Below are 22,592 nucleotides of genomic sequence, written 5' to 3'. Positions count from 1 at the left end.
TGAATTGCCGTGCGGCATGATAGCACTGCTAATTCATATCTCATAATTATTAATTAATTGCGTCTAATGTAACCGGTAATCCAGTGCGGAGTTGGAGGGTTCCGGAAGTGATAATAGTATCTCCTACATTTAATCCTTGTACTACTTGTACTTCGGACTCGGTACGAATACCGGTAGTGATTTCTACAGGTTCAGCTTTTCCTGATCGGTAGAGGAATATTTTATCTTTGCCCATTTCCGGTACGATAGCTTCTGACGGAACTGCAATGGCATTTTCTATTTCGTCTTTATTCAATTTTATGCTGGCATAACGTCCGGGCAATACACTACTATTTGTGTTAGGGTAGAGTGCGCGAATGGTCAGAGTATGAGTAGTAGGGTCTATTTTTGATTCGCGTGCGTAGACTTTGGCGTGAAGGGCATCTAATTTGCCTTCGAGGGCGAAGTCCAGTCCGGCACCAATTTTCACATCACCGGCGTAGCGTTCGGGGACTGAGAACTCTACTTTCAAAGGAGATATTTTAGTCAATTTGGCAACAATAGTGGAGGGAGTAGCGTAAGTTCCGGCACTGACTTGACGCAGACCAATGACGCCATCGAAAGGAGCACGCATTTCTGTTTGCAGGATATTGGCTTTCACCAAATCGATATCGGCATTCAAGGTTGCAAGGTCGGTCTTTACTTGCTCGTAAGCCTCTTTGCTGACCGCATCCCTTTCCAGCAAAGCATTCTGACGGAATACACGGTCTTCGGCTAATTTTAACTGTGATACTAACCGCTGAAGTTGTGCTTGCAAGGGGCGGTCGTTTACTTTAGCCAATAGTTGTCCTTTCTTGACGAAGCTACCTTCTTCAAAATTGATTTCAACGATTTTACCGGAAGTCTCGAATGAAAGATCCACTTCTTCATCGGGTAGTAAGCTACCACTGATTTGGATTTCGTCTTTCAACAGTTGCGGTTTTATTATTTTGGCGTTTACATTCAGTATTTTTTTTCCACCACGTTGTTCGGTCATAACCTTGTCGGCGGCCGTTAATTCTTTATTTTCTTTGGGGAGTTGAGAATAAATCCCTCCTCCAATAATTCCGGCACCAATAACGATGATAATGCCCCATTTTACCTTTTTATTCATATCGTAGTTTTAGTAGTATAAATTTAGCCTTAAGTTTTGACAAAAGGCTAATAGAAAGGTTTAAATAAGGAAAGGTTAAAAAAGGTAATAAGGTGTCATTTAATAGGCTGCCCTGTATTTACCTTCTTCTTTATCATTCAGCATACTCAGGTAGGAAGTATAGCGGGATTCACTGATATAATGTTCTTCTACAGCTTTGCGTACAGCACAACCCGGTTCATGGCGGTGAGTACAGTTACCATAACGGCAATCAGCGGAAAATTTAAATATCTCGGGGAAATAATGGCCTACTTCCTCTTCTTCCATGTCAAACGTTCCGAATCCTTTAATTCCGGGAGTATCTATGATATATCCATCTCCCGGCACCGGAAACATTTCAGAGAAAGTAGTAGTATGCATACCTTTATTATGATAAGCGGATATTTCAGCAGTCTTAACGTTAAGTTCCGGTATTATGGCATTGATTAGAGTGGATTTGCCTACACCGGAATGTCCGGAAAAGAGGGTTACTTTTCCTTTTAATTCTTCTTTGATGGTGTCGATTCCCTCTTCCTTTAAGGCGGAAACCTTGAAGCAAGGGTAACCGATAGTGGTATAAAGGTTGATAAGTCCATCCAAATAGTGTAACTCATCTTCACTGTAGGCATCTACTTTATTAAAAACTAGTTTTACGGGAATGCGATATGCTTCGGCTGAAGCAAGAAAACGATCAATAAATGTAGTAGAGGTTTCAGGGAAGTTCACCGTTACTACTAATATGCATTGGTCGAGGTTTGCGGCAAGGATGTGCGATTGTTTGGATAAGTTGGAGGCTCGTCGAATGATATAATTTTTGCGGTCTTCAATTTCACTAATGAAAGCAGTGCCTTCCTGATTCATTATAATTTGTACACGGTCACCTACAGCTACCGGATTGGTGCTTCGGATGCCCTTCAGACGGAAGTTCCCTTTGATTTTACATTCGACTTCTTTTCCTTCGTCGGTTTTTACCAAATACCAACTACCTGTATTCTTTATTACCAGTCCCCTCAAGTCATTTGAAAGTTGAGAGTTGAAAGTTGAAAGTTAAGAGTTGTGAGTTACTTTGCAGCATGATAGCGCAGCCTAACTTTCAACTTTCAACTTTCAACTTTCAACTAAGTTTATACGGTCATGATTTCTTTATCCTTTGCAGCCAGCATGTCATCAATTTGCTTGATGTATTTATCATGGATTTTCTGCAATTTTTCTTCACCACCCTTTTGGGCATCTTCAGCCAAGCCGTCTTTTACAGATTTCTTCAAGGCATCGATGGCGTCACGGCGTGCATTACGTACACTTACTTTAGCGGTTTCGCCTTCGGATTTACACTGCTTAGCAAGTTGTTTACGGCGTTCTTCTGTCAACGGCGGAATACCGATACGTATCATTTCACCATTGTTTTCGGGCATGATACCGAGTGAAGAGTCAATAATCGCTTTCTCAATGGGGCGGAACATACCTTTATCCCATGGCTTGATAACAATGCTACGGGCATCTGGAGTATTAACAGCGGCTACATTATTGATGGGAACCATACTGCCGTAAGAGTCCACACGAATACCGTCCAAAAGGCGAGTATCGGCTTTACCGGCACGAATATGCACCAATGCTTCTTCAAGATACATGATTGCCATATCCATTTTCTCTTGCGCTTCGTCTAAGATGTCTTTTACGTCTTTCATATTTCTGGGTTTTGGAATTTCTTTATTTGTTGAATTAAGAACAAAAGTAACGTATTTTTTGATTTTCTGCAATAACGGGCCTATCTTTCTTGAATCAGTTATGTACCAATGTACCGATTTCTTCGCCTTGCATTACTTTTTTCAAGTTACCTACTGTATCCATGTCAAACACGACGATAGGGAGGTTATTTTCCTTGCACATGCAGGTGGCGGTGAGATCCATCACTTTCAGTCCACGTTTCAACACTTCATCGTAGGTGATTTCGTGGAACTTCGTTGCGGTAGGATCTTTCTCCGGATCTGCGGTGTAGATGCCGTCTACACGGGTGCCTTTCAGCATAACGTCCGCTTCAATTTCAATGCCGCGAAGACTGGAACCTGTATCGGTGGTGAAGAACGGATTGCCTGTTCCGGCCGACATGATGACTACTTCACCTGCTTCCATGCACTCGATGGCTTTCCATTTGTTGTAGAATTCGCCGATGGGCTCCATGCGTACAGCAGTCAGCACACGTGCTTTCACACCGGTAGCTACCAGTGCCGAACTAAGTGCAAGGCTGTTGATAACCGTAGCCAGCATGCCCATTTGGTCGCCTTTCACGCGGTCGAAGCCTTTGTTGGCTCCGCTGAGTCCGCGGAAGATGTTTCCACCGCCAATCACAATACCGATTTGTACTCCTAATTCATGGATTTCCTTAATTTGTGCTGCATATTCGGCAAGACGCTTCTCGTCAATGCCGTATTGCTTTTCTCCCATCAGGCTCTCGCCGCTGAGCTTTAATAATATTCGTTTGTATGTTGCCATATTATATAAGGTGTTATAAATTCTCTTTGCGACAAAGATAGTGCAAACCGGACATAAAAACATCAAGCTTACTTGAAAAGTTTTTGTTTGCCGGAATTCGTCAATATGCAGCTCTGCTCAGACAAATGGTGAAACCCTTTAAAAGACAATTTATCTTCGATTATTCTTTAAGCGTATACTCTCCTGCATTTTCAGTAACTACCTCCTGTAATTCTTTCAGCGGCTTTTCTTCTCCGGAGAACTCTACTGTAGCTACTGGTGGATTGAGGGTTACAGTGGCTTTTACGCCATCTATGCTGTTTAATGCTTTCTCTACATGCATGCGGCAATGATTGCAGGTCATGCCTTCTACTTTAAATTCTTTCTTCATGATTTTTTCTGTTATTGGTTTAACTTCTTGAATCTTTTTCCTTTTTAATCGCAGGCTGTTGCTCACTACACTGACACTGCTGAAAGCCATGGCTGCACCTGCTATCATCGGATTCAGCAGAAAACCATTGATAGGATAGAGCACACCGGCCGCAATGGGTATACCTATTAGGTTGTAGATAAATGCCCAGAATAAATTCTGCCGAATGGTGCGTACGGTCAGTTTGGACAGTTTGAGGGCCTCTGGTATCTTTGTCAGGTCGGAAGAGATAATGGTCATCTTGGCAACGTCCATAGCAATGTCACTACCGCCTCCCATAGCAATGCTAAGATCGGCTTGAGCAAGGGCTGCGCTGTCGTTAATGCCGTCGCCTACCATTGCCACCTTTTTACCTTCCTTTTGCAGTTGGCTGATAAACGCCGCTTTGTCTTGCGGCAAGACTCCTGCTTTATAATGCGGAATTCCTACCTTGCGGGAGATCTCTTTGGCGGTGGCTTCATTGTCTCCGGTCAGCATATATACATCGATGCCGGCGTTGCGCAATTCTTTGACTGCTACGATGGAAGTCTCTTTAATCCGGTCGGTTATGCCTGCTATTGCCAGAGCGTTTTCTTCATCGGAGAACCAAATAACGGTTTGGGCTTCTGCCGTCAATCGGGCGGCTTCGTCTGCCAACGATTGGCTGACGGTAATCCCTTTTTCCTCCAGTAGCTTACGGTTGCCAGCATAATAGAGTTTACCCTGTGCCCGGCCTTTCACACCTTTTCCGGTGATACTGTCGAAATCTTCAATCTCCGTGAACCATGTACCTTTGAGATAGCCGACAATAGCTTCGGCAAGCGGATGCTCGGAGAGTTTCTCTAAACTGTAGAAGATGCTTTGTGTACTGTCTGCCCCGTTATTCCAAATCAGTTCGCTGACTACCGGCTTACCTTCGGTCACGGTTCCGGTCTTGTCAAGTACCACCGTGTCTATCTTCTTGGCTATTTCAAGACTTTCTGCATCTTTAATCAATATGCCTCTTTCGGCACCCTTCCCGATACCTACCATGATGGCTGTCGGAGTTGCCAATCCCAGGGCACACGGACAAGCGATGATAAGTACCGTCACCAAAGCCAGCAGACCGTGGGTGAAACCGTTTTCTCCGTCGAGCAACATCCATGCTACGAAAGAGAGTACGGCAATGCCGATAATCACAGGGACGAAAATCCCTGCAATTTTATCAACCAATTGTTGCACAGGAGCTTTACTACCTTGTGCATCTTGTACCATGTGGATGATTTTTGCCAGCAACGTGTCAGTGCCTACTTTCTCCGCCCGGAAACGGAAACTGCCTTTCTGATTGATCGTTCCGGCAAATACTTTGGTGTCCTTATGTTTGGCTACCGCTACCGGTTCACCACTTAACATGCTTTCGTCCACGTACGATGATCCTTCAGTCACGAAGCCATCTACGGCGATACGTTCGCCGGGTTTTACCAGAATCGTATCTCCGGGACGAATCTGCTCGATGGGAATTTCCTTTTGCTCTCCCGTTGAAGTGATGATATTCACCGTCTTGGGTTGCAGCCCCATCAGTTTCTTGATGGCAGAGGAGGTATTTCCTTTGGCTTTCTCTTCCAGAAGGCGTCCCAGCAGGATGAAAGCGATAATGACGCTTGCTGCTTCAAAGTAAACATGAGGATGAATACCTCTTGACAGCCAAAAGTCGGGGAAAAACATATTGAATAGACTGAACAGATAGGCAATGCCGGTACTGTTGGCCACCAGCGTGTCCATATTGGCGCTGCCATGTTTCAACTGTTTCCAGGCGCTGACAAAGAAGCTTCTGCCCAACCAAAAAACGATAGGAGTGGAAAGTATCCACATGATAAGGTTGGCGTAAGGCATGTTCATAAAGAACATGCCGATGACGACAATTGGCACGGACAGGATGATAGCCCATGTGGTACGGAATTTTAGTGCGCGATACTTCTTATCGTGTGCTTGTTCCGCTTCCTCAAGGATATCTTTGTCTTGCTGAATCAACAAGTCATATCCGGCTGACTGAACAGCTTGTTGCAGGGCTTCGGGGCTGCATTGCGAACGGTCATATTCCACGGTTGCCATTGCCGAAGCGTAGTTGACAGCCGCTTTGCTGACTCCGGGCTGGTGGTTTAATGTTTTATCTATCCGTGCGGCACATGAAGCACAACTCATGCCTAATACGGGAAACGTCTCTTGGACGGTATTCTTGTTTGCCATAATGCTTTTTATTTTTTCTGAGAACAAAGATACGGCAAAAGAAGTTGTTCGGAGTTATGGAATTCTGGATTTGATTTATAGGATTTTGGCAGAAGACTGTCTGTATTATAGTTTTATACTTCGTCGAGTGGCTTTCGTTTGTTCTCTTTGATCTTCTTGAAATAACTGGGAGTAAGACCGGTCACACTTTTGAATTGTGCACTGAGGTAGGCGGCACTGGAATAATTCAGTTTGTCGGCAATCTCGTTTAAGGATAGTTCACCGTAGACCAGCAGTTCTTTGGCACGTTCTATCTTTTGGGCGATGAGGTACTTCTCAATGGTGGTATTGGTGATTTCCGAGAAGAGTTTGCTTATGGAACTATAATCCCGATTAAGTTTGGAAGTGAGATAATCGGAAAGATTCACTTTCAGGTCGTTGTCGCTGTAGTGTACCAACTCGATGATGGCGTCTTTTATTTGCTCTATCACTTGAGACTTTTTGTCATCTATCAGTTCGAAGCCGAAAGGTTCGAGTGCCTCTTTTACGGCATGATAAACCTCGTCTGTTACTTTATCAGGTAGTACGGCAATACCTAATTCTACTGAGACAGGCTGTAGTCCCAACTGTTCGAGTTGGTTTCTGACTACCATGATGCAACGGTTGCATACCATATTTTTGATGTGCAAAGCATTCTCTTGATTAGAAATCATATTTGTATCGGTCATGATGATGCAAATATAACGCTTTTGGGGGACAAAATGTTGGTTAACCGAAAGCCTTGTTCATGACTCTCCTGCTTAATGCCGTCTGTACTAATCCTCTTATGAAGAGATAAGTAAGAAAAGCAAGCCATAGTGCATGATTTCCAAGTGCGGGACGAAGTCCGTAGTACAATGCAAAGAAACTGATAGCAGCGGCTGCCATTGAGAGAAGCATGTCGCGAGTAGCTGTTGCCCCTATGAAAATGCCATCCCAGATAAAAGCAGCAATACCTGCCGCAGGAATGGCGAGTGCCCAATAAAAATACGTGTCGGCGGCAGCTATCACTTCCCGGTCGTTTGTCAGTAGTCCGAGGAAAGCATTGCCTCCTAAAGCATAAATCAAAGTGAATAGTATAGCCATTATCCCACCCCATGTGAACAGGTGGCGGGTGCTATCTGTGAAAGCTTCGCGATTGCGGGCACCTATATAGCGTCCGCTAAGCGCTTCTCCTGCATAAGCGAATCCGTCCATGACATACGAGAACAGTGTAAATAGCTGCATCAGCAAGGTGTTCACTGCCAATATAATTTCGCCTTGAGAAGCTCCTGCCGAAGTAAAAAACAGAGTTACTGCCACCAAGCAGAGGGTGCGCAAAAATATGTCCCGATTGACTTGGAAGAAACGAATCATTGCGTCTTTCTGCCATATACCTTTCCATACGATGTATTTCTTTAGTTTACTATATTGGTGCATCCACAATACGACTCCCATAAAGAAACCTGCATATTGGGCAATCAGTGTTCCGAATGCCACACCTTCTACCTTCATACCGCCGAGATAGACCAGGCTGAGGCTCGCCACAATATTTACTATATTCTGCGTAATGGCTATGTACATCGGAATCTTTGAATTCTGCATGCCGATGTACCAGCCCGAAAGTCCATACAATCCTAACATGGCAGGTGCACCCCAAATACAAATTTGAAAATAGAGTGTCGCCAGTTCTTTGATTTCTTCCGTCGGATGAATCAGCGCAAATGCAGTCTGCCGGATGGGAACTTGCAAGATGATAAGGCAAAATGCCACTATCAATCCTATGCCGACTGAACGTAAAAGCAAACGTACTATCTCCGGTAAATCCCGTTTTCCGTATGCTTGTGAGGTCATCCCACTGGTTCCCATGCGAAGAAAACCGAAAATCCAGTAGATGATATTGAATAGCATGCCACCCACTGCAATTGCCCCGATGTAAGCTGGTGCACCCAGGTGTCCGACGATGGCTACGTCGATCAGTCCGAGCAAAGGTACAGTGATATTCGAAACGATAGAAGGAAGTGCTATTTGTAAAATTTGTCTATCTCTGGGACTCATTGTAACATTCATTTGATTAGGTTGACAAAGTTAACTATATTTCTACTTTAATTTATTGATTATTGTCGTAGAAGTTCGTACTTTTGTGAGCAGACTTCTACTGCGATATATTTTTGGGCTGTAAAACTGAATATTGAAAATGAAAACCTTAGCTTTGTTTTTCTCCTTGTTCTTTGTGTGTCCGCTGTCACTTTGGTCACAGTCGGCTAGTGATTTGTTGCCAAAGCTGTCCGAGGCGTTATCCGAGGGTAAAGATAGCTATGCTGTAAGCTTGTTCCGTCAATCGGCAAGTGCTAATATGGAGCAGACTGAAATGTTCTACTGGACAAATGTAGACAAGAACAGTGCTGTAGCACCTAAGTTGGCAAATGAGATGGCTACGCTTTACAAGAAAAAGCGGAACTATGATAAAGCCTATTTATTTTATAGAGAATATTTGCAGCACAGCCCTGAAGATGTGTCTGCTCTTGTTGCCTGTGCCGAGATGGAAATGATGCGTGGCAAGGAAACAGATGCGGTAAAAACTTATGAAAAAGTTCTGAAGCTGGATGCAGATAATCTACAGGCTAACATCTATTTAGGAAACTATTACTATCTTCAAGCCGAAAACGTTAAAATGAAGCTCGAAGAAGATTTTAAAAAAATCTCTTCCCCAACGCGAATGCAATATGCCCGTTATCGTAACGGCTTATCCGATGTATTTACCGGTAGCTATTCCAAAGCAAGGGGATATTTGCAACGGGTACTACAACTGTTTCCTTCGACTGAGGCGGGCAAGACACTGGAAAAGATTAAGAAAGTGGAGTTGGAATTGAAATAAAAGTAGCTAAATCTGTCTTTTGAATAATAGATTGCGCAAGTAATAGATTTATTGCTTGCGCAATCTGTTGTTTTTTTATAGCTTTGCGCAAGTAATAAATCTCCAAAAGTATGAATACAGAGATTGTTGGTCGTATTAAAGAGCAAAAGGAGCTAGAGGAATATATAGCTTCAGAGTCGTCAGAGTTCATTGCTATCTATGGGCGTCGTCGGGTAGGTAAGACTTTTCTGGTACGTGAACTGCTTGGAGATAACTTTGCTTTTTATGTTACAGGCATGGATAATGTCTCTATGCAAGAACAATTATTGAATTTTAATTTGTCTTTGCGGAGATCTTCTGATAAAGAATGGCCGATAGCCTCCAACTGGCTCTTAGCTTTCGATCAACTCATTTCATATTTGGAGAGCTTGCCTAAAGGTCGTAAGATTCTTTTTATGGATGAACTGCCTTGGATGGATACACATAAATCCGGTTTTATCAGTGCTTTGGAGCATTTTTGGAATGCATGGGCATTTGCTCGCTGTGATATTAAGTTGATTACTTGCGGTTCTGCCACTTCGTGGATGATTGATAAATTGATAAACAACCGCGCTGGGCTACACAATCGGCTGACGCACCACATGCTGATTGAACCTTTTACTTTGCACGAGTGTGAACTTTATTTCCATTCAAAAGGTATTGAATATTCTCGTTATGAAATTGCCGAATGTTATATGGTGATGGGAGGTATTCCTTTTTACTTAAGTCAGATGAAGAAAGGACAGAGTGTGGCACAGAACATTGACTATATGTTTTTTGAGGATGGCAGTTCGTTAGGTAATGAATTTGGTAACCTTTATCGTGCCTTGTTTAAGTACTCTGAGAAGTATATCAAGATAGTAGAAGCTCTTGCTTTAAAAGGAAAAGGACTGAATAGAGTTGAGTTGATAAAGCATACTGGATTAACTAATAATGGTGGGCTTACTACTATGCTGAAGGAATTGGAGGCTTGTGGCTTTATCCGCCGATACAAACCTTTTGGTAAAATAAAGAAAGATGCGCTTTATCAATTAATGGATTTTTATACGCTCTTTTACTTCAAGTTTATATTGAAGAACTGGTACAAGGATGAACATTTTTGGACGGCTTCTTTAGAAAGTCCCGTGCAGAGGGCATGGAGCGGCTATGCTTTTGAAATGCTGTGTTTATGGCACATTCGGCAGATTAAAAAGGCATTAGGTATATCTGGTGTTCAGAGCCTTGTTTCTTCGTGGTGTAGCGAAATGTCTGACGATGGCGCACAAATAGATATTGTGATTGACCGCAAGGATCAAACAGTCAATCTTTGTGAGATGAAGTATTCCATTGCCGAATTTGTGATAGATAAGAAGTATGATGCCGTATTACGCAATAAACAAGCAGCCTTTCTATCCGAAACTAAGACACGAAAATCTATTCATCTTACTTTTGTAACGACTTATGGTGTGAAGGTGAATGCATATTCGTCGCATGTACAAAGCCAAGTGCTGCTGGAGGACTTGTTTGGGGAGATATAGAAGAGGGCTTGGCGCTGTACTGTACAATGTTATTTCAATATTCTCTTCAATAATGTTTTTTCAGATAAGATAATACAGGCTTTTCCTTTCATCCATTTTGTAAATAACAAATCAAATTCACCTAAAGAAGATTACTTGCGATAATAGTAGTAAAGCAACTCTTAAGGTGCAAAATCTGAAGGGAGCATACGCCATTGATAACCCGTTTTCACAAGGTAAAATATGGCATTCCATATTTCAAGCAGATCATATTTTCGTTTCCATTCTTGCACGTTTAAGATTTTCTTGATAACTTGCCACTGTGTTTCTTCTAAATCTGCACATATTGTATGAGTAATCTTTATTAACTATATAAATAGTTTGATTCCATACCAACTTTGAAATTTCATAGCATAATTCTTCAAAAGAAATTTTTCACTAATTCCTACTATATCAATATCCTCATTGTCTGAAGATAGAAGTTTAGTACTAAAGGCTCCATAAGTGAGAAGTTTGTATCTTTTTAGGCAAATGTTGGCATACACAGTATTGCCTGTTTTTTGATTTATTTTATGTAATAATATCCAAGGGATAGATAAATTGGGTAATTTAGAAACAGCTTGAGAAAGGTATTGCTCTGCATCTTGCATATTCCCACTATGATAAGCTATGTAGCCATATTGAGCTAAAACAATTGGTTCATTCTCCGATATTGGTCGCTTGGCTAATAATTGCGTAATTAGTGTATGGTGAAATGCAGGATCAGTTTGAGATATTATTTTGATATTTTCAAGGTTTAAAATTCTTGGTAATATTTGGATTGCTATTTTCAAGTGAATGAGGGCCTTGGCTTTTTGTTTGTTGGCATACAATAATTTATAAAGTTCGTATTGGTAAAGGGCATTTTGAGGATAGTTTTTCACTAAATCCATTAGTATAGTAATAGCGAGAGTCCTATTTTGGGCTATAGTGGCTAGCTTGGCTTGTAAATAATATATATGTATGTCTTCTGGTTGATTCTTTTTTGCATCTTCTAATTCGGCTTTTGCCATATCTAAATATAGCCGATCATTGCTGTATTTAGCACTTTCCATGTAAAGAATACTCTTATTAATTTGATTAGGAAGAGTATTTCTTGAATTCTTTATTGTAGAGATTGCTTTGGTGGTATCTCCTTTTTTAAAGTTTTCCCATGCTATAAAATTCAATTGATCACTCTTTTGCAAATTATAAATGACATATTCTACACATGTATATTCAACTATGAAAGATATAAGTATTATTTTATATGATAATTTGTTATGAATATTAGTATCTTCTATCATAGTTTCATCACTCCTTTGTACTATTGCTAATAAAATTAAAGTCAGAAATAAGGTTATTTGTGTATCTAGCAATGTACTTAATGTCATTTCTTTAACTAATATTGATACCAATGTACATCCTATAACTATACAAGTATTGCTTTTTCGTTTGTCCCAGATTGTTTTTATTATACATAACATTAGAGAAATATATAATATAATACCGATTATTCCATTTTCAATTAAAATGTGAGCAATGATATTGGGTGCATATGATGTGTAACTTTTTGTTGTATCTTGGTTTAATCCTTTATCTATAGCCAAAGTGTAATTGCCTGATCCAACACCCCAAAATGTATGATTTTTCCATATTGTTTGAATAAATTTTGTTGAATCTATACGTCCTTGCGTGCTTTGTCTTTGGGAATTAGTATAATTCATGCGTAAAGTTGTTAGAGTTTCTTGTGGATATAAGTAAAATAGAGTTCCACCTACGGTCAAAACAATAACTAGTAATTTTACTTTTTCGATTAAAGGGAGAAATATGACTAACAAAATCACAAATATTCCTACAGAAATAAAGACTCCTCTTGAGAATGACAAGCATGCGGCAAATATAGTTAATCCGAATAATATCTGATAAATTAAATTCAGCCATGTATTAATTGATTTATTGATCAAAAAAAAGCTTGATAGAATGATTAGTATAGTAGCCCAAACATTAATGTTATAACCTGCTGGCTTAAAAAGAAAGCGGAATGAGTATAATTCCTCAAATCCACTATTTAATACAGAATGACGAAATATAACGAAAGTGCAAAGAGACAAGAAAATTGCAATTCCTGCTAATACACCTAAACAATGTAGAAAAAAGGAGTAAGAAGATTTATCTTTCAATATATTTCTTAATATGATATATCCTAATATACATGTTGTAATTTTGTAGGCTATTAATAAGGATGGTATTAAATTGATACTCATGATACATGATAACCATGTAAATCCTCCTAGTAATAAAAAGAGCATATCGATATTTGTTGAACGATATGCAAAGAAAGATGGTAAAATGAATGCTATAAGTAAAAGTAAAGCAAGTTTTATCCCCCATGGATCACTAATACCAAGCAACATCATAATTGATATTGTAAATATGATAAATAGAAATATTTTACTGCGTGTCGAAGCTTTACTTTTGCTTTGCATGAATATATTGTTTTATTGAACGTATGATACTTATAAAAAGTATACTTATGAGAAGAATGAATATTACTTGTGAACCAATATTGTGCAATAAAGCAAAGGGAGGAGTTGTTTTATTGGATAATGAGATTATTAGTGTTTCTAGTTCTTTAGGAAAACTTTGAATAAAATTATATAGAAATATTGGAATTATATAGAAAAAATAGTATCCCATAAATAGATTTACAAGTAATGAGTATAGAAAGAAAATGATTTTTTTTGTTTTAGATATTTGCATTAAATAGGGAGGATTAATTGTTGGATCCTTGCGAATGAATCTATAGCAATAGACTAGTAATTCTTTTGATCGTTTACGTAGATTCGGTATACCCATTAAATCAGAAGCAATCCAATAACCATCGAATTTGAAGAATGGATTAAGAGTCATTAATATTCCTAAATTCATAATCAGTATTAGATATTTGAATATGAAATTGTAGGTTAAAAAGAACGAAATGAGACAAAATAACAACAGAAAACTCTGGAAATAAACTCCTGCTATATTAACGATACATCTTTGTTGAGCATTTAATTTCCAAATTCTTGTAACGTCTGTGTAAAGTACAGGAAAATTTAAATATAACCCAATTCCTATTCCTCCGTGGGATATGTTAAAATGTTTGCATGCTGAAGCATGTCCCATTTCATGCCAAAAAGATGAGAAAAAAATAAAAATTAGTAATCCTAATACTATGTAGACATTGACTTGGTTGTTGAAATATAATAATTTAGAGGCTGTTGATAAAAAATATATATCCAGTGAAAATGTTAAAAAGATAGTAGCCCACATGCATGGTTTATAAAATAAGAAAGTAAAGAACGTTGAAAATTTATCTATAGCCGAGGCTGATAGTAATTCTTTTTGGTAAATGAAGGTCTTGCTTTTTTTTTCATCTTTTATTAATAGAGGATGAATATATCTACTTATAATCTCTTGAATTTCCTCTTTGGTATATTTATTATGTCCTTTGTTTATGTAAAAAGAAATGGCTTCTTCTTCATTTTTAAATTCTTGTAAATTTTGTAATAACTCTACAATGGAATAATTAGTTTCATAATAATGATCTTTGCAGTATAATAGATAACGTGCTTCGTTGGTAGAAGTTGTTAAATATTGAATTTCTATATCATTATAATCTTTCATATTGTATATTAATTGTTACTGTTAGCTTTCAGTATTCCAGAATCACGTGTATTATCCATTGGAACAGACTGGAATTGATGTTTTTGTCCGAAGTTAAATCGATAATTGATACTTACTGCAAATACATTGTCTTGAATACGTGGAAAATAAGTTCTTCCTACTTTTGAATAATCATTTGTTGTATATTTTACTTTCATAGGTGCATTGAAAAATGGATTTCGTATGTTCATACCAAAATGCCATTGTTTATAATTATAACCAGCATCTATTTTTAAGGAGAAAGGATGTGTAATAAATTGCCCTCTATATAGTTGTTTGATAGGAGTAGTAGCAGATAGAGAAGCGTTAAAACCTTTTTGCATGAGAGTTATTTGGGTGGAACCTAAGAGTTCATTGATTGTTTGCTTTTCCCAGTCATTCTCGCTATAGTAATCATATTCGCCACTAATCATCCAAGTTAATTTGTTAGGAATAAGCTTAAATTGAAACTCTACATTTGATATAAAGCGTGTGAAAGTACCTCCATTTTGATAAGTATGAATGAATACATTTTTGTTGGAGTCATAATTAACTTGTTCGAATATATTTTTTTCATCACGATTATAAGACATGAAATAACTAAAGTTTCCCCATTTGGTAGCCTTATTATATGAAATTTCAGTAGAAAAAGTTGTACTTGTGACTAGATTCGGATTACCCATTAGTATTTGGTACTGATCAATTCTCTGTTCTGCACTATTATAGTAACGCATCTCCGGATCATAAACTCCTAAAGATGCCATTAAACGAATTGTATTATTTTTAGGTAAATTGAAATTAGTAAATAGGGAGGGGGAAAAGTAGTGTTGGAAAGAAGATGTTTTCCCATTATTTATATAGACCATTCTATCTGCTAATTGCAAAGTTAGCGATGCGATTTTCTTTATTCTTAAATTGTCACCTATGGTAATAATACCTTGCCCATTTGTTAGTTTATTGTTGTATTTGTTATTACCTTCCGTATATACATTGGATGTTTGTTTATGATTATATTTAAAGTCAGCAAATAAGGAGTGTTCTTGAATTGGATGAACATAAAAGAGTGTGGGATTGAACTTATAGAAATTATCTTTATTTAGCGAAATGTAATCAGTCATCACTTCTTTATCTGCAAAAGCTTGATAGCGTCTTTCTACTGTTGTTTTATTATAACTACCGTACAGGGTGGCTCTGAACATACGTCCTTTTTCGAAACTGTGTTTATAATAAAATTGTATTGCAGGTGATATGTCATCTGTATGAGAAAGGTCTTTTACAAGTAGATTTTCGGATTTATTGCTATATTTCTGTTGGCTATTTCTTTTATTAGAATTATGCTCATTATGAAGATTGATACTGATACAGAATTGGTCTTTTACTCCTTGGTATAAATAAGACATCATCGTATTTATTCCATTTTTGTGAATAGGAGATGGCATGGAATAAGTATTGTTGGTTATAGTTTCATTGGGGAATCTAAAATTGGTTGTAATTTCTTCGCCTCGATGAGGACTATAATGGTTGTAATTGCCATTTGCATACAATGTAAATTCCGATTTTTTGTGATAGAATCTGATATGAGCCATATCCATTCCGTTAACTTGATTTAAGTTTTCATTGATACTGATGTTGCCAGCTCCACCATGATCGTGTTTTACGACAATATAGTCAATAACAGAAGATGCTAACGGATATTCAGGATGATGGTTCTCATAGAAATCCACGCGGATTATATCTTTAGGATTTAGAATTGTCACTTCTTCTGTTTTTACTTCTCTACCATTTATGCATAATAAAGTTTCTCCTGATCTCGTAGTAACTGTTTTATTATAAATATCTACATTGAGACGGGAAATCATCATCATGGCTAGAGCAGAGTATCCATCGTAGGCATGGCGTATTTGTTCTTTAGAAGGAAAGATCATGATTTTGTCATCTTTTCGTATAGTTTGGTTAGCTGTTATGATTACGTCACTTAATTGATTGTTCTTGGTGGTTAATGCGATATTTCCTAAATTAATATCACTGTTATTAGTTCGAAAAGAAAATTCATATTTTTGAAAACCTACAAATGTTATTAATAATCTGTATTGCTCGCCTTTGTTGTTAACTGTACATGTAAAATTGCCTTTATTATTACTTACAGCTCCACCTTGTAGTGTACCTTTGGCATCAAAGCATTGAATGGTTGCAGAAGAAATTGGAACATTCGCTTCATCCACAATTTGCCCTTTGATCTTTAGAATTTGTGCTTGAGCTATATTGGGTAGTATACACACTAATATAAGTCCTATAATCTGTTTTATCATATTGTAGAGTTTGATGATTGAGAAATAAAAAGCAAAAGTATGGAACTATAACATTCCACACTCTTGCTTCTTTACTACCATTGTATGCCACAGTGAGACTTGTCTGTACAGCCTCCATCACCGTTGCAGGTTGACTGCCCAATGCAACCAAATGCCTCTGACTGCAAATTAAATACACCTGATAACATTAAAGGATCAGTTTCTAATCTTTGTTCCAGTTCTTCAACAAAGAATTCCGGTAATTCTTTGTTAAGGGCAACTACTTTGTCCTCTTTTTCATTCTCTTTCATACACTTTACTTTTAGATTTGAATTTGTTATATGCTCTATGAGCTGCATAGTTTATGATATTCAACATGTGGGTACACTTATGCTTGTCCAAATTATGTGCTAAACACCCTCCACCGCAGAGTAAGGCACATTTACATGTGCTGCAACTAGCGTATTGAGTAATATCATTTTTTCTCCATTGGTTTAACATCTCAGTATTCCATTGCGTAGGTTGTGATGAATAATCTCCTATTTGAAAGTCTTTTTTGCCAACCAAATCCCAACACGTGTATATTTTCCCAAGTGGATCTAATACATAACTTCCTGTCTGCGCTCCACAAAAAGTAGGTCTGTATTGGATTGGAACCTGCTTGATTATCGAGCTATAAATCATATCATACGCACCGAAATCATGGCATCCATATTTAAAGTTTAATTGACTATGTTTATTTATAAATTCTTCGGGAGTGAGGAAATTGTGAACATTATCTTGCGCTGAATGCTTTTCATAGTTTATTAAACGTGCTGAGTCAATAATGAAATGTGGATTGTCCGTATAGTGCATTTCATTAAAAAGTTTTTCTAAATCTTCTAATTCGTCAAAATTCTTTTTGTCTGTATTGAAACGAACAGTAACTGAAATATCTCTTTTAAGGGCTTCTCCTATATTCGTTACTATTTTTTTGAATGTTGGTACTCCTTGGAAATGTATTCTTTTTGAATTATGCATTGTCTCGGTACCGTCGATTGTTATTTGCACATGGTTAATACTATTGGGAGCAAGTAAATCAAAATAAGCTTCTAAATCATATCCGTTTGTAATAGCACTAAAAGTAAAATTCAACAATTTTCCTTTTTCTATGATATATGAGACAATATCTTTATTTTCTTTTAATAGTGGCTCACCACCAAAAAGAACAATTTGTTTTGCACGTAGATTCTCATTTGGTTGAATATCTTTAATAAACAGGTAAGCTTTATCTACCATCTCTGGTGTAAAGCAAGCTGAGCGTTTATCCTCTAATATTGAGTTTTTCTCAAAACAATATGGACATCTAAAATTACAATTATATGTAACGACTATTGTGAAAGAATTTTTTATTAAACTATCCCTTTTATGTAAGGCTAATGCCATGCGTTCGACATATGCATATTCTTCTTCTTTTGTTTTTAAAGTTAAATATCCTCTTCTTTGCAAAATTTTCACGGTGTCTTCCCCTTGCTGTATGATAGCTTGGATATTTTCTTGCTGTAAAAGATTGGCTATATCAGAGGTAACAATATCTATTGCACCACTATATCCGTGAATCAACATCGTTTTTTTATCTGCTAATTCGACTAATATAATATAAGATGACACTCTTAGTAAATTCATAGTATTATAGACTTATTGTAGGCTATCAGTGCAAAGCACTGATTCCTTATAATGTTGTTTGGAAAAATGTTCGTTTTGTTAGATATTTCTTCTTAATATTTTTTGTAAACAACGTTTATTTGCAAAAAATACCATAATAGTTTTCATCACCTATGGTTATTTCGAGAGTATATTCTCCTTGTTCTAAACTACTTATTTCGAATAAATGGAGTTTGGAATATGTCATGTTACTATTTGCGTAGATGACATTCCCATTTTCATCCTCCACTTTCACCTGAATTTCTTCTACTGCTATATCTGTATAGATACGTATCGTATTTCCATCGATAGTAGCAGTAGGCACCATAGAGATGGAACGTTTATCATGTGCCCGATTTTCTTTGTTTGTACAGTTATTTAGGATTATTTCCCTTTCTGTAGCTTTAATGCCTATACAAAAGAATACGCCCAAAATTAATAATAAATACTTCGTTTTCATCTGATTTTATTTTTTGTTGCTACAAAGTTGAAAACAAATGGGATTTTATCAAAGGGTTTTGTCTTTAGATGTATGTGCAGAGTTGTGTGCACTCCTCCTTTTTGTGTGCAAAATTATGCGCATAGACTGCGCAATTGTATGTGCATAGATAGATTGAGAATGTTATTGAGTAGTTAAGAGATTTATAATGAGTGTATAATCTTATCCCACATTTCCGGGTTTCCATTGTTGCCTGTCACTTTCCGATAAAGCCGCTTTCGGATAGAAGAAATGCTTTCGGGTTTAAGCTGGAGCAATCGTGCTATATCTGCCGGACGGAATTGGAGTTTGAGAAGCATACAAACGTGCAACTCGTTATCATTGGGGGTATGTAGCGAGTATAGTCTTTCGAAGAAAGTTGGGAAGGCAGGAGAGGTAAGTTCTTTCAGTAACACCCATTCTTCGGAAGCGATATAGGCTTCGCCACGTGCGGAGTTAATTCGCTCTTGAAGTTGTTTGTACAAATCGGAATTGAATAAATATTCTTTAGCTTCTTTTTCTTGCTCATTTTCTATTGTTTTTTGCTGCATTATGTGATTGAGCAATTCAATTCTTTGTCCTACTTGTCTTTCTTGTATGTTGTCTTCATGGGTATTTATATCTGCGAGACTCTTTTCTAATTCCTCTTTTTGAGATTTATGTCTCTCGAGGAATAGAATTTTTTCTTGATTTTCTTTTTCTATTATGCGGAGTTTCTCTAATTGTTGTTTCAGTTCTAAATTTCTCCGTTTGTTGTATTGACTGTAAGCAATGAAAGACAACATAACTATGATAAGTCCTCCGCTAATGCTCCAAAGCCAAAGTATGTTATTGTGGTTTTCTGCCTTCAATTGTAAATTCTCCTTTTCTCTTAATTGGTAGTTGTAAAGAGAGTGCATGCGTTGAACGGTTTCGGTCTGGGTAAGCTTTTGTATGGAATCGACATACAAAAGATACCCGTAAAGATATTCAGAGGCTTGTTTTTTATCATTTTGTTTGATTGCAAGTTCCAATAATTTGCGGTAGGCAGTCCTTTTTGCATAAACGGAACCGAAATCTAACAGTTCGTTATAATACCAAACGGCAGAATCTGTATTGTTGGTTGCATCATAAAAACGGGCAGAAATACTGTAAATGGCACTTTTGTCGGGTAGTATGATATCTTTTAATGCATTTTGTAAAGCTATTCGGGCTGAATCGTATTCTTGTAGGTCTATATAAAAAGAGGCAAGTTGGCTTTGAACCATATTAAACAAGTCTGTCCGCCCAAGTTGTAGGCTTAATTGATTCGCCTTCTTGAAATAGGATAATGCACGGTCTTGTCTATTTAATCCAATGTTCATATTGGCCATATCTCTAAAATTGTAAATCATGCTGATGCTATCTCTTATTATGCTATCACATTGTCCTCCTTTTTTATACGTATCTGAAGCTTCTGCATACATGTCTTGATAGTCAAACAGTGTTCCCATTTGGCTGTAAATCTTGCTTTTTAGTGCATATCCTCCATCTTTGGGCGATACTTCTATTGCTTTTTCAAAGTATCCCAAAGCCTGTGGCGCGTCTCCCAAATCTCTATATACTCGTCCTGCATAGTAATATGCTTCTGGTAAATGTTGCTCGTCATTTGCATCTATATAATAATGTAGAACGGGAAGTATTAAGCTGTCTGAAGTATGAAGTATGTACGCCTTATCATTCGCCTTGATACAAAGCAACCGATAATACATTTGTGTAGCCTCGGGAGCATTCCTCATTTCCTCTTTCAGGCTATTTAGCAACGCAATGGCACTATCGGCATTGACACTTGATAAACTGTCCGCAATAATTAGTGAGTGTGGATAAGGTTTGTGTCCACAGGCGAATAGAGAGAGTAGGGCACATAGAAGCAGAATCAAATGTAAACTTGTCTTCATATTTACAAAGGTAGTGTTTGCTATTTGGAATTGCAAATATTTGCAAATGTAAATTTGAAAAGTTTGTAAAGCGACTTATATTGTGTTATAAAGTCATTAAAATACTCTATTTTGTAACATTGTAATTTTCTGAAGAACACTAAATAGAAACAGATTCTATAAAAGTAGGAATATTAATTCGGATTCTCTGTATAATATACTTCTTTTATGCAGAATTGGGTTGGAAAAAGTTAATATCGTGTCGGCAAACTATTAACTTCGTAACGACAAGAAGTTAATATGTCGCCGACATGATGTTTGTTCCCCGTAGAGAAACTGTTAGTTCCTCGGTGCCGAACAGATTGTTCCCCGGTGAGGAACTAAAGACTGGCAATATCAGAAGCTGTTTTTAATTTATTAGATAAGTATGTATTCTTGTATTAAGCTGTACTACTGATATATAGCGATTTTCGTTCTTTTATTTCAATTTACATGAGGCATTGCCTGAGAATAGGACATTCTCAGACGATTAAAAATACAAAATGACAAAATGTAAATTCTAGAGTTCTATAGTTCCTCCGGCAAGTTCCATGCTTGAATGTGGCGTACACCTTCAAGGGATGGAAGAAGAACTTCGTCCATAGAAACGACGTATTTTTCATAGCTATCAGGGATAGATAGGAGTGGAGCATACTCTCGTTCTTTGGTATTCTCATCCTCGAGCATATAGGTTGCCTGGATATAGATTACTCGGTCGTCCTTTATCGCAACGAAATCGACTTCTTTGTCGCGGAAGATTCCTACATAAACTTGGAACCCTTTTCTCACTAATTCAAGATAGATGGCATTTTCTAATAAATAGCCTATTCCGTAGGCATAGCCAGGATAGAGAAAGTTTTTAAATGCAAGATCATTCAAATAATACTTGCAATTATTTGCCAATACCTCCTTGCCCTTTATATTGTAACGTTCTACTTTGTAGGCAAGAAGGGCTTCTTCTATATAACCGAGGTAGTTTGACACTGTGTCGTATGATACTTTTCTGTTTTTTGATTTAAAGAAGTTCATCACATTCTGAATAGAGAACAGGTTGGAGGCGTTGTTCACTAAATAGATGAAAAGAGCGTCCAAGAGCCGGACATCGCGAATAAGTTTACGTTGTACGATGTCGCGCAAGAGTATGGTATCTTTTACAGAAGCCACATATTGCTTTTGCGATTCCATATCCGTGAGGTTATATAATTCGGGTAATCCTCCTCCTTTCAGATAGGACAAGTAAGTAGAACGGGCTTTCTCTTCTCTTGTAACCTGCAAGTATTCCATATAGCTATATGGGAAGATGTGAAACTCCACATAGCGTCCGGACAGTAATGTAGCCAGTTCGCTGGAAAGCATTTTTGAGTTTGAACCACTAATAAAGAGTTCGCATTCTTCGACAAAATCCTGAGAATGGGAATTGACAAAGCGTTCCCAACCCTCTATGGTTTGTATTTCGTCTATAAATAAATACACTTTCCCTTGTGGTTTCCGCTTCTCCCGATAAAGTTGATATAGCTGTTCAAGTTCTTTATAGTTGTCGATGAAATCGAATTCCAGGTATTCTTTATTGATATATAAGATATTGTCCGGATGGATGCTTCGTTCGGTTATTAAACAGGAAGCAATTTGCCTTAGAATATAACTTTTGCCTGAACGGCGTTGCCCGATAAGTACTTTGACCAATTTGTTGCCGATGAAAGCTTGAACCCTATTGGTATAGGAAGTACGTATGAAACCTAATTTGTAGAAGTTTCCATTCCAAAGGTTATACTTTTCCAGTGCATTCCATTTATCGTCCATAATCGAAGTTTTCTACAAAAATAGCTAAAGTTCCGATTATAATCGAAGCTTTAGCTATTTT

17 protein-coding genes and 1 pseudogene are annotated in these 22,592 nt (G+C 37.7%); 2 read left to right on the top strand and 16 right to left on the bottom strand.

Annotation, left to right across the window (positions count from 1 at the left end):
• Positions 1–49: 49 nt before the first annotated feature.
• From Q1W14_RS19335 to Q1W14_RS19305, 7 genes are all read right to left on the bottom strand, one after another.
• Positions 50–1,132, bottom strand: a complete 1,083-nt coding sequence (locus tag Q1W14_RS19335) for an efflux RND transporter periplasmic adaptor subunit (protein WP_300704317.1) — start codon at positions 1,130–1,132, stop codon at positions 50–52.
• A gap of 99 nt (positions 1,133–1,231) precedes the next feature.
• Positions 1,232–2,164 carry a ribosome small subunit-dependent GTPase A gene (rsgA, locus tag Q1W14_RS19330; RefSeq protein ID WP_300704316.1) on the bottom strand — a complete coding sequence of 311 codons (933 nt, stop codon included), beginning with the start codon at positions 2,162–2,164 and terminating at the stop codon, positions 1,232–1,234.
• Positions 2,165–2,274: 110 nt separating this feature from the next.
• Positions 2,275–2,835 (bottom strand): ribosome recycling factor, encoded by a 561-nt coding sequence (gene frr, locus Q1W14_RS19325; protein WP_300704315.1) that lies wholly within the window; start codon positions 2,833–2,835, stop codon positions 2,275–2,277.
• Between the two features lie 94 nt (positions 2,836–2,929).
• Entirely contained in the window at positions 2,930–3,640 is a 711-nt protein-coding gene (pyrH, locus tag Q1W14_RS19320; protein WP_300704314.1) for a UMP kinase, read from the bottom strand.
• Between the two features lie 160 nt (positions 3,641–3,800).
• Positions 3,801–6,254: a heavy metal translocating P-type ATPase gene (locus Q1W14_RS19315; RefSeq protein WP_300704313.1), complete on the bottom strand. Its 2,454-nt coding sequence runs from the start codon at positions 6,252–6,254 to the stop codon at positions 3,801–3,803.
• Positions 6,255–6,367: 113 nt separating this feature from the next.
• A complete protein-coding gene (locus tag Q1W14_RS19310; RefSeq protein WP_300704312.1) occupies positions 6,368–6,961 on the bottom strand; it encodes an AraC family transcriptional regulator in 594 nt (197 codons plus the stop codon).
• 40 nt (positions 6,962–7,001) lie between these two features.
• Complete coding sequence (locus tag Q1W14_RS19305) at positions 7,002–8,309, bottom strand: MATE family efflux transporter (RefSeq protein ID WP_300704311.1); 1,308 nt, start codon at positions 8,307–8,309, stop codon at positions 7,002–7,004.
• Between the two features lie 139 nt (positions 8,310–8,448).
• Between Q1W14_RS19305 and Q1W14_RS19300 the strand changes: the two genes are divergently transcribed.
• Both Q1W14_RS19300 and Q1W14_RS19295 read left to right on the top strand, forming a co-directional pair.
• Positions 8,449–9,129, top strand: coding sequence for a hypothetical protein (locus Q1W14_RS19300; RefSeq protein WP_300704310.1), 681 nt, complete (start codon positions 8,449–8,451; stop codon positions 9,127–9,129).
• A 110-nt stretch (positions 9,130–9,239) separates the two neighbouring features.
• Entirely contained in the window at positions 9,240–10,664 is a 1,425-nt protein-coding gene (locus Q1W14_RS19295) for an ATP-binding protein (RefSeq protein ID WP_300704309.1), read from the top strand.
• 164 nt (positions 10,665–10,828) lie between these two features.
• Here Q1W14_RS19295 and Q1W14_RS19290 read toward each other — a convergent pair.
• The 9 genes and pseudogenes from Q1W14_RS19290 to Q1W14_RS19250 all read right to left on the bottom strand — a co-directional run.
• Positions 10,829–10,990: pseudogene (locus tag Q1W14_RS19290) on the bottom strand (transposase); the annotation flags it as partial.
• Between the two features lie 21 nt (positions 10,991–11,011).
• The gene (locus Q1W14_RS19285) at positions 11,012–13,081 is read right to left on the bottom strand and encodes an O-antigen ligase family protein (RefSeq protein WP_300704308.1); all 2,070 of its coding nucleotides are present in this window, start codon (positions 13,079–13,081) and stop codon (positions 11,012–11,014) included.
• A gap of 52 nt (positions 13,082–13,133) precedes the next feature.
• Complete coding sequence (locus Q1W14_RS19280) at positions 13,134–14,330, bottom strand: hypothetical protein (RefSeq protein ID WP_300704307.1); 1,197 nt, start codon at positions 14,328–14,330, stop codon at positions 13,134–13,136.
• An 8-nt stretch (positions 14,331–14,338) separates the two neighbouring features.
• The gene (locus Q1W14_RS19275) at positions 14,339–16,657 is read right to left on the bottom strand and encodes a carboxypeptidase-like regulatory domain-containing protein (RefSeq protein WP_300704306.1); all 2,319 of its coding nucleotides are present in this window, start codon (positions 16,655–16,657) and stop codon (positions 14,339–14,341) included.
• Between the two features lie 74 nt (positions 16,658–16,731).
• Complete coding sequence (locus Q1W14_RS19270; protein WP_300704305.1) at positions 16,732–16,947, bottom strand: hypothetical protein; 216 nt, start codon at positions 16,945–16,947, stop codon at positions 16,732–16,734.
• Positions 16,934–18,301: an SPASM domain-containing protein gene (locus tag Q1W14_RS19265; protein ID WP_300704304.1), complete on the bottom strand. Its 1,368-nt coding sequence runs from the start codon at positions 18,299–18,301 to the stop codon at positions 16,934–16,936. The genes Q1W14_RS19270 and Q1W14_RS19265 overlap by 14 nt, the downstream gene beginning before the upstream one ends.
• Positions 18,302–18,416: 115 nt before the next feature.
• Positions 18,417–18,779: a DUF3244 domain-containing protein gene (locus tag Q1W14_RS19260; protein WP_300704303.1), complete on the bottom strand. Its 363-nt coding sequence runs from the start codon at positions 18,777–18,779 to the stop codon at positions 18,417–18,419.
• A gap of 182 nt (positions 18,780–18,961) precedes the next feature.
• A complete protein-coding gene (locus Q1W14_RS19255; RefSeq protein WP_300704302.1) occupies positions 18,962–20,713 on the bottom strand; it encodes a tetratricopeptide repeat protein in 1,752 nt (583 codons plus the stop codon).
• A gap of 546 nt (positions 20,714–21,259) precedes the next feature.
• Complete coding sequence (locus Q1W14_RS19250; RefSeq protein WP_300704301.1) at positions 21,260–22,531, bottom strand: ATP-binding protein; 1,272 nt, start codon at positions 22,529–22,531, stop codon at positions 21,260–21,262.
• Positions 22,532–22,592: the final 61 nt, after the last annotated feature.

Origin of the sequence: Bacteroides sp. (genome assembly GCF_030151085.1) — a bacterium.
GTDB lineage: Bacteria > Bacteroidota > Bacteroidia > Bacteroidales > Bacteroidaceae > Bacteroides.
Note: the sequence above shows the minus strand (reverse complement) of the source record. Positions and strands in the feature narration are given on the sequence as shown.